This window comes from Sphingomonas aerolata, from assembly GCF_003046295.1.
GTDB classification, from domain to species: domain Bacteria; phylum Pseudomonadota; class Alphaproteobacteria; order Sphingomonadales; family Sphingomonadaceae; genus Sphingomonas; species Sphingomonas aerolata.
Map to the genome: position 1 here is coordinate 42976 of NZ_PZZN01000004.1, position 13140 is coordinate 56115.

General features: G+C 68.5%; 10 protein-coding genes. 8 read left to right on the forward strand and 2 right to left on the reverse strand.

Annotation, left to right across the window (positions count from 1 at the left end):
- Nucleotides 1-28 precede the first annotated feature (28 nt).
- The 4 genes from C8J24_RS17005 to C8J24_RS17020 are packed head-to-tail and all read left to right on the forward strand — an operon-like array spanning nt 29 to nt 6582.
- Nucleotides 29-2563: a TonB-dependent receptor domain-containing protein gene (locus tag C8J24_RS17005; protein ID WP_107934376.1), complete on the forward strand. Its 2535-nt coding sequence runs from the start codon at nt 29-31 to the stop codon at nt 2561-2563.
- A 13-nt stretch (nt 2564-2576) separates the two neighbouring features.
- Nucleotides 2577-4379, forward strand: coding sequence for an alpha-amylase family glycosyl hydrolase (locus C8J24_RS17010; RefSeq protein ID WP_107934378.1), 1803 nt, complete (start codon nt 2577-2579; stop codon nt 4377-4379).
- Nucleotides 4376-5269: an ROK family protein gene (locus tag C8J24_RS17015; protein WP_107934468.1), complete on the forward strand. Its 894-nt coding sequence runs from the start codon at nt 4376-4378 to the stop codon at nt 5267-5269. The genes C8J24_RS17010 and C8J24_RS17015 overlap by 4 nt, the downstream gene beginning before the upstream one ends.
- Nucleotides 5266-6582, forward strand: coding sequence for an MFS transporter (locus C8J24_RS17020; protein ID WP_107934380.1), 1317 nt, complete (start codon nt 5266-5268; stop codon nt 6580-6582). Before C8J24_RS17015 ends, C8J24_RS17020 begins: the two co-directional genes overlap by 4 nt.
- Nucleotides 6583-6597: 15 nt before the next feature.
- Here C8J24_RS17020 and C8J24_RS17025 read toward each other — a convergent pair whose 3' ends face one another.
- Nucleotides 6598-7716, reverse strand: a complete 1119-nt coding sequence (locus C8J24_RS17025; protein ID WP_107934382.1) for an ROK family transcriptional regulator — start codon at nt 7714-7716, stop codon at nt 6598-6600.
- 141 nt (nt 7717-7857) lie between these two features.
- On the opposite strand from C8J24_RS17025, the gene C8J24_RS17030 reads away from it, so the two are divergent.
- The gene (locus C8J24_RS17030) at nt 7858-10395 is read left to right on the forward strand and encodes a TonB-dependent receptor (protein ID WP_107934384.1); all 2538 of its coding nucleotides are present in this window, start codon (nt 7858-7860) and stop codon (nt 10393-10395) included.
- The gene (locus C8J24_RS17035) at nt 10392-11621 is read left to right on the forward strand and encodes a YdcF family protein (RefSeq protein ID WP_107934386.1); all 1230 of its coding nucleotides are present in this window, start codon (nt 10392-10394) and stop codon (nt 11619-11621) included. The genes C8J24_RS17030 and C8J24_RS17035 overlap by 4 nt, the downstream gene beginning before the upstream one ends.
- Before the next feature lie 152 nt (nt 11622-11773).
- Here C8J24_RS17035 and C8J24_RS17935 read toward each other — a convergent pair whose 3' ends face one another.
- Nucleotides 11774-12043, reverse strand: a complete 270-nt coding sequence (locus C8J24_RS17935) for a hypothetical protein (protein ID WP_244180880.1) — start codon at nt 12041-12043, stop codon at nt 11774-11776.
- On the opposite strand from C8J24_RS17935, the gene C8J24_RS17940 reads away from it, so the two are divergent.
- Together C8J24_RS17940 and C8J24_RS17045 are read left to right on the forward strand one after the other, a co-directional pair.
- A complete protein-coding gene (locus C8J24_RS17940) occupies nt 11949-12293 on the forward strand; it encodes a TspO/MBR family protein (protein WP_244180878.1) in 345 nt (114 codons plus the stop codon). The two genes, C8J24_RS17935 and C8J24_RS17940, sit on opposite strands and share 95 nt — an antisense overlap.
- A gap of 37 nt (nt 12294-12330) precedes the next feature.
- Nucleotides 12331-13122, forward strand: a complete 792-nt coding sequence (locus tag C8J24_RS17045; RefSeq protein WP_107934391.1) for a DUF2189 domain-containing protein — start codon at nt 12331-12333, stop codon at nt 13120-13122.
- Nucleotides 13123-13140: the final 18 nt, after the last annotated feature.

Sequence of the window (13140 nt, forward strand, 5' to 3'; positions counted from 1 at the left end):
TAGAAAGCCACCGCGCAGGGAGGATATCATGAAAGCACGTTACGTTTTGCTCGCCGGAATCGCCGCCACGTCCTTCGCGACGGTGGCCGCAGCGCAGACCACGCCCATCCAGGACACTCCCGTTCAGGCCGCACCCGCACCGGGCGAGCAGCCCGCCGACACCACCGCGACGCCGGCGCCGATCGACGGCCAGGACGACATCGTCGTCACTGCGGTCGCGCGCGGCACCAACCGCCTCAACACCTCGATCACGACCAGCTCGATCGGCTCCGACGCCTTGATCCAGCTCGCGCCGCGCACCTCGGGCGAGCTGTTGCGCAACCTGCCCGGCATCCGCGTCGAGGCTTCGGGCGGTGACGGCAACGCGAATATCTCGGTCCGCGGCCTGCCGGTCGCATCGGGCGGCTCGAAGTTCCTCCAGCTCCAGGAAGACGGCCTGCCGATCCTCGAGTTCGGCGACATCACCTTCGGCAATGCCGACATTTTCCTGCGCGCCGATTTCAACGTCCGCACCGTCGAGTCGGTCCGCGGCGGCTCCGCCTCGACCTTCGCGTCCAACTCGCCCGGCGGCGTGATCAACTTCATCTCGAAGACCGGCGAGCAGGAAGGCGGCGCGTTCCAGCTGTCGAGCGGGCTCGACTACCGCGAATTCCGCGTCGATTTCGACCAGGGCGGCAAGCTCTCCGACAGCGTCACCTATCATGTCGGCGGCTTCTATCGGATCGGCGACGGCCAGCGCGAGGTCGGCTTCGACGGCGTCAAGGGCGGCCAGCTCAAGGCGAACATCACCAAGTCGTTCGACAATGGCGGCTATGTCCGGCTCTACGGCAAGTATCTCGACGACCGCGCGATCGGCTACCTCCCCAACCCGGTGCGCGTCACGGGCAGCAACAGCGACCCCGATTACAGCAGCATCGCCAATTTCTCGATCAACAACGGCACGCTGCACAGCGCCAACATCCGTACCGCGCAGACGCTCGACGGCAACAACCGGCTGACCACGCGCTCGATCCGTGACGGCCAGCACCCGGTCGTCTATTCGGCGGGCCTCGAGACGCAGATCCCGCTCGCGGACGACTGGAACATCGTCGAGCGGTTCCGCTACGCCGACATTTCGGGCGGCTTCACCTCGCCCTTCCCTGCCAGCGTCGATTCGGCGCAGTCGATCGCCAACGGCATCGGCGGCGCGGGCGCACAGCTCTTCTACGCCAGCGGCGCGCAGGCCGGTCAGCGCATCGCTGACCCCGCCTCGCTCAACGGCAACGGCCTGCTCGCCAACATCGTCCTGTTCGATGTCGACCTGAAGAGCCTCAACAACATCACCAACGACATCCGCCTGAACGGTTCGCTGCCGTTCGCCGGCGGGTCGCTCGCGGTCACCGGCGGCTTCTATGCCTCGCGTCAGGACATCAAGAGCGACTGGCTGTGGACCTCGTCCGTCCAGACCGTCGCGGACAATGGCCGCTCGGAACTCGTCGACGTCCGCACCGCGGCGGGCGTGCCCGTCACGCAGAACGGCATCCCCGGCTATTCGGCGAGCTTCTTCGGCAATTGCTGCCGCCGCTCCTATGACCTCGACTACACGACCTACGCACCGTTCGCGCAGCTCGGGCTCGAGCTCGGCCGGTTCAACATCGACGGTTCGCTGCGCTATGATTTCGGTCGCGCGCGCGGCAGCGTCGCCGGCTCCGATCTCGGCACCGCGTTCGGCAGCGGCATCACGACGTTCGACATCAACGGCGACGGCGTGATCTCGGCAGCCGAGCGTCAGGTCGCGGTGATCCCCAACGCCCGCTCGCCGCTCGATTACAACTATGACTACCTGTCCTATTCGGGCGGCGTGAACTTCCGCCTGACCGACAGCACGGCGGTGTTCGGTCGCTACAGCCGCGGCGGCCGCGCCAACGCCGATCGCCTGTTGTTCGGCCCCTCGATCAACACCGCGACGGGCGGGCTGACCGACCAGGGCGCAGCGGTCGATTTCGTCCGCCAGCTCGAGGGCGGGTTCAAGTTCCGCCAGGGCGGCGTCTCGCTCTACGCCACCGGCTTCTGGGCGCGTACCGAGGAACAGAATTTCGAGGCGACGACGCAGCGTTTCTTCAACCGCGAATATGACGCCAAGGGCGTCGAGATCGAGGGTCGGATCGCACGCGGGCCGTTCTCGCTCTCGGCCGGCGGCACCTATACGGATGCCGAGATCACCCGCGACGTGCTCAACCCCGGGGTCGAGGGCAACCGCCCGCGTCGCCAGGCCAAGTTCATCTATCAGGCGACGCCACAGGTCGATTTCGACCGCGTGACGATCGGTGCGAACGTGATCGGCACGACCGACAGCTATGCGCAGGACAACAACGTCCTCAAGATGCCGGGCTATACGCAGGTCAACGCGTTCGTATCGATCCGCCCGGCGGACAATGTGACGCTGTCGGTGAACGGCAACAACCTGTTCGACGTGAAGGGCATCACCGAAGCCGAGGAGGGTGCGATCCCGACCAACGGCATCGTCCGCGCCCGGTCGATCACCGGTCGCACGATCTCCGCCGCCGTCCGCTTCGGCTTCTGATCGGCTGACCCAGGTGCGCGTATCCTCCCCCACCGAGCGTCGCCTCGCGGCGCTCGGGCCCCGCCTGCGCCGCCAGCTCGAACGCCTGTATGGCAGTACCGGGCTGGCGATCTGGCCGCGGCTCGAGGCGATCCTGCGCGAGCGGGCCGCCGAACGCCCCGCCGCAATGGCCGCGCTCGACGAGGCGCGGCTCGCCGACCCCGACTGGTTCGTCGCGCCCGACATGCTCGGCTATTCGACCTATGTCGACCGCTTCGCCGGGACCGTCGAGGGCCTGATCGGGCATGTCGACCATCTCGAATCGCTCGGTGTCCGCTATCTCCACCTGCTCGCGCTGTTGAAGGCACGCGAGGGCGACAGCGATGGCGGCTTCGCGGTCGCCGACTATCTGTCGGTCGAGCCACGACTGGGGACGATGGCCGATGTCGAGCGGCTGGCCGCACGGCTGCGTGAGGGGCGGATAAGCCTGTGTGTCGATCTCGCGCTCAACCATACCGCCGACGATCATGCCTGGGCGCAGGCGGCACGCGACGGCGATCCGCATTACCGCGCCTTCTACCACGTCCTCGGCGACGACGAGGCGCAGGCCTATGAGGCCGATCTGCTGCAGGTCTTCCCGACCACCGCACCGGGTAATTTCACGCATGTGCCGGCGATGGGCGGACAGGTCTGGACGACCTTCTACCCGTTCCAGTGGGACCTGAACTGGGCGAATCCGGAGGTCATGCTCGCGATCGTCGACACGATGCTCCGGCTCGCCAATCACGGGTTCGAGGCGTTCCGGCTAGACTCGATCGCGTTCCTCTGGAAGCAGCTCGGTACCGATTGCCGCAACCGGCCGCAGGCGCATTACATCGTCCGCGCACTGCGCGCCGCGCTCGACATCGTCGCCCCCGCGACCTTGCTCAAGGCCGAGGCGATCGTCCCGACCGCGCTGGTCCCGCCCTATTTCGGCGCGGACGAGGGGTCGGACTGGGATGGCGGGTTCGAGCCCGAATGCCATCTCGTCTACAACAACTCGCTGATGGTCGCCGGCTGGGTCGGGCTCGCCGAGCAGTCGGCCGCGCTGCCCCACGCGATCGTCGCGGCGAGCGGCGGCCTGCCGCGCGGCGCGAACTGGCTCAGCTATGCGCGCTGCCACGACGATATCGGCTGGGGCGCGGTGATCGGCGACCTTGCCGGGATCGACCCGGACCCCGTCGCGCGGCTGACCATCGCGGCGAAGTTTCTCGACGGCGCAGACGGCAGCTGGGCGCGGGGCGAACCGTTCCAGTCCGATGGCTCCGTGCTGCATGGCTCGAACGGGACGATGGCGTCGCTTGCCGGGCTCGAGGCCGCGCGGACCGATGAGGAGCGCGAGCATGCGTTTCGCCGGATCGCGCTGCTCAACGCGCTGTCGATCGCCAGCGGCGGGCTCGCCACGCTCTATATGGGCGACGAGGCCGGCCTGCTCAACGACCACAGCTATCGCGACGATCCCGATCGCGCGCATGAGGGGCGCTGGCTGCACCGCCCGGTGATGGACTGGGACGCGCTCGACCGCGTTGCCGCCCTTCGCATTTCCGGCGACATCAGGGCGCTCCGCACCGCGCGCATCGCCAGCGGCGGGGCCGGCGCGCCCGCGACGATCGCCACGTCGACGTCCGCGCTGCTCGGTATCGCCTGTGGCAGCGACCGCGTCTTCCTCAATTTCTCGCCCCATGCGGTCCAGGTCGGCGATCTCGCCGGCTGGCACGACCGGGTGGCGGATACCCCCATCGGAGACGACGCCATGATCGGTCCCTGGAGCGTGCTTTGGGCAGGACCCTCGGCATGACCGCCGCCCCGCCGCTGTTCGGCTGCATCGAGGCGGGGGGCACCAAGTTCGTGCTCGGCGTCGCGCGTGATCCCGACACCGTCCTCCGGACCGCACGCATCCCCACCACCACGCCCGACGAGACGCTTGGCGCCGCGCTCGAATTCTTCACCGCGGCGCAAGCCGAATGGGGCGCGGTCGACGCGCTCGGCATCGCCTCGTTCGGCCCCGTCGATCTCGACCGCTCCTCACCGGGCTGGGGCCGGATCGTCGACACGCCCAAGCCCGGCTGGAGCGGCACCGACCTGGTCGGTCCGTTCGCCCGCGCGCTCGACTGCCCGGTCGGGTTCGACACCGACGTCAACGGCGCGATCCTCGCCGAGAGCCTGTGGGGCGCCGCCACCGGCGCCGACATCGCGGTATACGTCACCGTAGGTACCGGCATCGGCGGCGGTGCGCTGGTCGAGGAACGCCCCGTGCATGGCAGTCGCCACCCCGAAATGGGCCATATCCTCCCCCGCCGGCATCCCGACGACCGCGACTTCGCCGGCACCTGCCCGTTCCACGGCGACTGCCTCGAAGGACTGGCGAGCGGACCTGCGATCGCCGCGCGCTGGGGCGCGTCGCTGTCGGAGCTCGGCCCCGATCATCCCGCGCATGACATCGTCGCCTATTACCTCGCCCAGCTGGTCGTCGCGCAGCAGGCGCTGCTGTCGCCGCGGCGGATCGTCCTCGGCGGCGGCGTGCTGGGAACCCCCGGGCTGCTCGACCGGGTTCGCGACCACGCCGCTCGGATGGCGAACGGCTATTTCGGCACCCACGATTATGCCACCCTCATCGTCGCGCCGGGACTTGGCGACCGCGCCGGCTTGCTCGGCGCACTGGCACTCGCACAAAGGGCGCGTCGATGACCAAACCCCGTCTGTCGCTGATCCGCCTCATCGAGATGAATCTCGGCTTTCTCGGGCTGCAATTCTCGTTCGGCCTGCAACAGGCCAACATGGCGCCGATCTACGGCTATCTCGGCGCGGACGAGGCGAGCCTGCCGCTGCTCTGGCTCGCAGGGCCGGTGACCGGTCTGCTGATCCAGCCGCTCATCGGCGCGATGAGCGACCGCACCTCGACCCGGATCGGGCGGCGGACCCCCTATTTCCTCGTCGGCGCGATGCTGTGCAGCCTGTGCCTGCTCGCCATGCCGTACAGCCCGACTTTGTGGGTCGCGGCCAGCCTGTTGTGGGTGCTCGACGCCGCCAACAACGTGACGATGGAGCCCTACCGCGCCTATGTCGGCGACCGGCTGCCCGATGATCAGCGCGCCGCGGGGTTCCTGACCCAGTCCGCATTCACCGGCCTCGCCCAGACCTTGTCCTATCTCGCGCCGTCGCTGCTCGTCTGGATCGGCTTCAACAAGGATGCGGTTGACGGCAACGGCATTCCCGACATCACGCGGATCGCCTTCTTGATCGGCGCGGTACTGTCGCTCGCGACGATCCTCTGGTCGGTCCTGCGCGTGCCCGAGCTGCCCTTGCCCGAGGAGGAAAAGGCGCGGCTGGCGAAGGAACCGCTCACGCTCGGCGGCACGCTGCGCGACCTGAAGACCGCACTGGTCGAGATGCCGCGGCCGATGCGCCAGCTCGCGCTCGCCATGCTGTGCCAATGGTATGCGATGTTCGCCTATTGGCAGTTCATTACCTTCGCGGTCGCGCGCTCGCTGCACGGCACGGCCGATGCGAAGAGCGTGGCGTTCCGCGACACCGTGCTGACCGTCGGTCAGCTCGGCGCCTTCTACAATGCGGTCGCGTTCGTCGCGGCGATCGCGCTGGTGCCGGTCGCCCGCCGCTTCGGCGCAAAGACGGCGCATGCCGGCTGCCTGCTCGCATCGGGCGTCGCGATGCTGGCGATCCCCGGCATCCGCGACGAGGCGGGGCTGTTCGTCGCGATGCTCGGCATCGGTATCGGCTGGGCGAGCATGATGGGCAATCCGTACGTCATGCTGATCGACATGATCCCGCCCGAACGCAACGGCGTCTATATGGGCATCTTCAACATGTTCATCGTCATCCCGATGATCATCGAGAGCCTGACCGTCCCGCTCTTCTACCATTCGCTGCTCGGCGGCGACCCGCGCAACATCCTGTATGTGTCGGGTGCGCTGATGGTGCTCGGCGCGGCCGCGACGCTGCGGGTCCGGATGCCCGCGACGGCGACGCGATCGGCGTCGTAACGGCGGGACCGGGCGTCAGCCGACCGCGGTCGCGTGGATCGGCATCAGCGCCGCGCCGATCGTCGCGGCCGCGCCCTGCAGCGTCGATACCGAGATGCGCGGCGGGACGCTGCAATGGTCGCCGATATGCATCGCGCCGAAATCGATGTGGCGGACCAGCGCGTCGAGGATCGGCGTCGGCAACGGGCTCGAGATCACGAACTCACCCGGATCGATCCAGGCGATGCCCCAGTTGATGATCGGCCCGATCTGCCCCGCGGCCCGGCGCACCCACGCATCGACGACCGGCTCATAGCCCTGGATTACCCGGTCGAAATCCACCAGCGAGTCGATCGCGCAGCCCGCCTCGCGCAACGTCGACAACAGGTCGAGCGTCGAGGGGCGCGGCGCGCTGGTCGGGTAGAGGCAGCCGATCTCCCCCGCGCTCGCCATCGCCCCGCGCAGGATCCGCCCCTCGACGATGATTCCCGCGCCGATCCCGTGCCCGAGCAGGATGACGACCGCGGTCGAACAGCGCCGCATCAGTCCCCCGACATAATATTCGGCGAGCGCCGCCGCGTTCGCGTCGTTCTCGATCCACACCGGGTGGCCGATATGCTCCTCGAACAGCGCCTTGAGGTCGATCCCGCGCCACGCCGCCAGGCTGTCGACCGTCCAGCGCCGCGTCCCCTCGATCGACAAGGCCGCGCCCGGCACGCCGATCCCGACGCCGAGCAGCCGCCGGCCGAGCAGCCGGTTCGCGATCGCCATCTCGTGCATCGCGGTCGTCACCCGCTGCGCGAACACGCGCGGATCGGGATCGTCGAACGGCGCGGACCGATGCGCGATCACGCCGCCCGCATAATCGACCAGCGCCACCTCGAGCAGCCCGCGGTGGAGCATCGCCCCGACCCCGTATCCCGCCTCGGGCGAGATCTGCAGCGGGACCGCCGGGCGGCCGGGCGCGACCGGGGCCGCCCCCGGGCATTCCTCGATCAGCCCGTGCGCGAGCAGCGTCGCCGACAGCCGCGTGATCTTGGTCGCGCTCATTCCCAGGTCGGCGGCGAGGTCCTTGCGCGATCGTGCCCCCCAGGACCGCAGGATCTGCATCACGCGCCGCTCGTCGTCATCCAGTCTTAACCGCGCCATCGCCATCAGCCCACGTCCTTCGCCGCACCGAATAGCCGATTAGTTTATTTCGTGAAATTAATTAATTTTGTCATATTCCCCGACCACCGGCTGACATATCAATCGGGTGGGAGAAACAATCATGACAAAACACGGCTTGCGTTCGGGATGTGCGCTGATCGCGCTGGGGATTGCGGCACAGACGCCGGCCTGGGCACAGACGGCGCCATCGGCCCCCGCCGCCACCACCGCGACCGCTGCCGACCCGGCCAGCGACCCGCGCAGGTTGATCCCGCCCAGGCCGACCCTGCCCAAACCGACCCCGTCGCCGGCACCGACATCATCGTCACCGGCTCGGCACGCGAGCAGCGTCGCTTCGATGTCTCCTATGCGGTCAACTCGCTCAGCAACGCCGACATCCAGAAGCTCGCGCCGCTCAACTTCGCCGATCTGCTCGGCAAGCTGCCGGGGTTCGCGGTCGAGAACACCGGTGGCGAGGTCCAGAACATCATCCGGCTGCGCGGTCTGCCCAGCGACGGCGGCCTCGTCACGTTCCAGCAGGACGGCCTCCCGCTGTTCCATGAGAATGACGGCAACTTCTTCCGCGGCGACAGCCTCAACCGCTTCGACCTGATGACGCAGCGCGTCGAGGTCGTGCGCGGCGGCCCCGCCCCCGTCTATGCGAGCTATGCAGCCGCGATCGTCAACAATATCACCGTCTCGGGCACCGACACGGTGCGCGGCAAGGCACAACTCACGCTCGGCGACACCGGCCTCTACCGGATCGACGGCTATCAGGCCGGGCCGATCGACGATTCGACCTATTACGCGATCGGCGGCTTCCTCCGCCGCCACGACGGCTATCGCGACAACGGCTTCCCCAACGACCGCGGCGGCCAGGTCCGCGCCAACATCAAGCATGACTTCTCGAACGGGTCGCTGCGCGTGTCGGGCAATTACCTGAACGACCACAACGTCTTCTACCTGCCGATCCCGACCGCCGACCCGCGCGATCCGTCCAAGTCGCTCAACCAGTATATCGACTTCTTCAGCGGCACGATGAACTCGCCCACGCTGCGCGACGCGACGATCCGCTACCGCGAGGCCGATGGCACGACGCGCAATGTCGGCGCCGATCTCGGCAATGGCCGCCATACGCAGTTCGGCAATGTCGGCGTTCAGTATGACGCCGATTATGACGGCTGGAAGGTCGCCGCCAAGGGCGGGGTCAGCATCGGCAAGCTCCACTTCAACGCGCTCTATTCGACTAGCAACCCGTCCGATGCCACCGCCTTTGCGGGCAGCTATCTGACCGCCGCGCGCACAGCCTTCGGCGCGGGCGTCACCCGCCTCGGCTATGCGATCGCCGGCACCGACGGCGCCGAGGTCTATGACCCCAATGCAGCCTCCGGCCTGGTCGTCCCCGCGCAGTTCCGCGACGTCACGTCGAAATTCTACTCGACCCAGGGCGATCTCAGCGTCACCCGATCGATCGCAACCGGCTTCGGCACGCATGACCTGCGCGTCGGCGTCTATGGCAGCCTGTACGGCGAAACCAACGAGGTCGCCTCTCAGGACTATCTGCTCGAGGTCCGCGGCAAGCCGCGCACGCTCGACCTGATCGCCTATAACGCCGCCGGCCAGGCGCTTGGTTCGGTGACCGACAATGGCGTGCTGCGCTATACGACCACGCTCAACCGCGGCAACACCGACGCGTCGATGTATGCCTTCTACGCCAACGACACCTGGGAACTGACCCCGGGGCTGAAGATCGACGGCGGCATCCGTCACGAACGCTACAGCTTCGACGGCTATGCCTTTGCGACGACCTCGGCCAATCTCGGCGACCCGACGACGCTCGCCGACAATGCCGTGCGCGCCTTTACCGGCCAGATCATCCGCTCCTCGCTCGCGCCCGACATCACCAACTGGACCGCGGGCATCAACTACGACGTCACCCGCCATCTCGGCGCCTATGCGCGCGCCTCGCATCTAGAAACCCCGCCCTCGACGCAGGTCACCTATCAGATCAACCCGACGATCCTGACGCCCAAGGCCAACCAGTATGAGGTCGGGCTGAAGGCCGCGTTCGGCCGGTCCTATCTCTATGTCATCGGCTTCTACACGCGCTACGACCCGCTCAACGCCTCGTTCGTCGCGCTCGACCCGGTCACCGGCCGCAACGACCAGTCGGTCCCGTTCGTCGGCAAGGCGGACATCAAGGGGATCGAGATCGACGGCAATCTCGCGCTGCCCTACGGCTTTGCGGTCACCGGCGCGCTCACGGTCAGCGATCCCAAGTACAAGAGCCTCGTCAACGCGAACGGCGCCAGCGCGGGCGATGTCGAGGGCAACCAGCTCGTCCGCGAGCCCAAGGTCTATGGCAATATCCGCCCCTCGGTCGATTTCGACATCGCCGGCAATGCGGTCCAGCTCTATGGTCGCTACGAATATGTCGGGAAACGCTATGTCGATTTCTTCAACAACACCGCGCTGCCCGCCTATGGGACGGTCGGCGCGGGCATCACGCTGACGCGCGACACGTGGCAGATGCAGGTCGTCGGCGACAACATCTTCAATGCGAAGGGCCTGACCGAGGGCAATACGCGCACCGACCAGCTCAGCGGCCAGGGCACCGCGGACGCGATCTACGGCCGTCCGATCTTCGGGCGCAACGTCCGCCTCGTGGTCAGCAAGTCCTGGTGACCGGCCTGCGGATGATCCTCGCGGTGGCGCTGGCGGGCACCTCATCGGTACCGCTCGGCGCGCAGGGACCGGCGCCGGCAACGACCGGGCAGGTCGGGGCAGTCGGGCAATCCCCCGATGCCCCGATCGACGGACTCTCGCAGCGCCTGTTTCCCCGGCTCGTCGCGTTGCGCACGACGCCGGGCTGGGCGCAGGCGCTCGACCGCGACCCGGCGATGCGCACCCTGCAGGCTGCGCGCACCGCGCGGCGCGCGGCATGCGGTACCACAGCCGCCTGCACGATCGAGGCGGCGATCTGGACGACCGAGGATCGCACCACGCTCGCCGCGATCCTCGACCGGCTCGCGGGCACGCGCGGGCTGCCGCCGCTCGCGGCGAACGCGGATCTCGCACCGGTCGCGGCGATCGATGCCGAACTCGACGGGCTCAACGCGGTGCTGCGCGTCTACGGGCTCGGCCATCCGTCACGCTATCCGGCGATCGACGGCCCCGTCTTCACCCCCGCAGTCCCGTATTTCGCCGACGGAGTCGCGGTCGGCATCGAGTTCGCCCACGCCGCCTCGGGCGCCGCACCCGACACGCTCGACGGCAGCGTCGCGCTCGCGCTCGCGCTGCTCGATGGCAACGAGGCGACCGCGGCGACGCTGTTCGAACCGCTCGACGACCGCGAGAATGCCGGCGCCCGCGCCGCGGCCGCCCGCACCGACTGGGCCGCCTTCCGCTATACCGCGCTGATCGTCCCCGGCGTCGGGCCGGAGGACGGCGCCACACGGCTCAGCCCGCGCAGCAAGCTCCACGCGCTGCTCGCCGCGCAACGCTATCGCCAGGGGCTCGCCCCGTTCATCCTCGTCTCGGGCAGCGCGGTCCACCCGCGCGGCACCCGCTTCGTCGAAGCCGTCGAGATCCGCCGCGCGCTGATCGAGCGCTACGCGGTCCCCGCCGATCGCATCATCCTCGAACCCTATGCGCGGCACACGACGACCAATCTGCGCAACGCCACGCGGCGGATGGCCGCGCTCGGCATCCCGCTCGACCGGCCGACGCTGATCGTCACCGACGCGCAGCAGAGCGCCTATATCGAAAGCCCGACCTTCACCACGCGCAACACCGCCGAGCTCGGCTACATGCCCGGCACGATCGGCCGGCGGCTGTCCGTCTACGACCTCGAATTCCGCCCATCGCGCCAGTCGCTCCGCCAGGATCCCCGCGATCCGCTCGACCCATGACCAATGTCCTTCAGCGGTCAGACCCCGCAAACACAAACGCCCCAACCCCACCACGAACCCCCACCCCGGCGAAGGCCGGGGCCCAGTTGGGGAACGACACTGATCGGGGACAACGCACGTGCCTACCCGCCATCCCGACCCCGTTCCGGTCGTCACGGTCGAGCCGCATCCTCACCAATCCGCTCCTCCTCACCCTGCTCCTCACCCCCGCCGCCGCCGCATCCGCCCAGGACACCCCCGCCGATCTCGTCGACCCCTTCGTCGGGACACTCGCCGATTTCGGCCAGCTCACCCCCGCCGCGGTCGCGCCGTTCGGCATGGTCCATCATCCTCGGCCTCGCCGCCTGGTCCGCGTCGATCGCCTGGACCGCCGCGCCCGACGCCGCGACCCGCGCGGAGGTGGTGACGCTGTTTGCGGTCAACGCGGTCTTCCACCTGCTGTGGAGCCCGCTCTTCTTCCGCGCCCGGCGCCCCGACTGGGCGCTGATCGAGGTCGTGTTTCTCTGGGCGTCGCTGGTCGCGCTGGTCGTCGGGCTCTGGCCCATCGACCGCTTCGCGAGCCTGTTGATCGCGCCCTATCTCTTGTGGGTCAGCTTTGCGGCCTGGCTCAACTGGGCGATCGTGCGGCTGAACCGGCCGTTCGGTCACGCCGCCCAACGATACCCCGCATGACGAGGATATACGCCACCCCCTGAACGGAGAGCAGATCATGGCCACCCATCCGCACAGCTTCATCGCGCCAGCACCCGCCATCCCCGAGATCCGCGAGATCGGCACCGCCGACCTTCGCTGGGCCCTCGCCGAGGGGTGGAAGGATTTTCTCGCCAAGCGCGGCGACCTGATCGTGATCGGCCTGCTCTATCCGATCGTCTGTCTGGTCGCCGCGGTGGTGACGTACAACGCGCCGCTGCTGCCGCTGTTCTTCCCGCTGGTCGCAGGGCTCTCGATTCTCGGCCCCGCCGCCGCGTCGGGCTTCTACGAACTCGCGCGCCGCCGCGAAGAGGGGCGCGACTCGAGCTGGTGGCATTTCCTCGATCCGCTCAACGGACGCAGCCGCCTGCCGCTCGCGATCCTCACCGCCGGGCTCGCGGCCCTCATGGTCGGGTGGCTGGCGACGGCCTATGCGGTCTATGACCTGACCTTCGGTGCGACCGCGCCGCTGCGGATCGGCGACGTCGCGGGCCGGCTGTTCACCACGCAGGAGGGGTGGACGCTGATCCTGCTCGGCAATCTGGCGGGCGCGCCGTTCGCGATCGCCACGCTGGTCTTCGCGCTGGTCGCGTTCCCGATGGTGGTCGATCAGCCGGTCGATGCAGGCCTCGCGCTGCGCACCTCGCTCGCAGCGGCGCGGCGCAACCCGCGCGCGGTGTTCGGCTGGGGCGCGCGTGTCGCCGGACTGCTGGTCCTCGGGCTGATCCCGCTCGCGATCGGGCTGGCGGTGGTGCTGCCCTGGCTCGGCTATGCGACCTGGCACCTCTATACGCGTCTGGTCGTCCGCTGACGCACCCCCGCGCCGCGC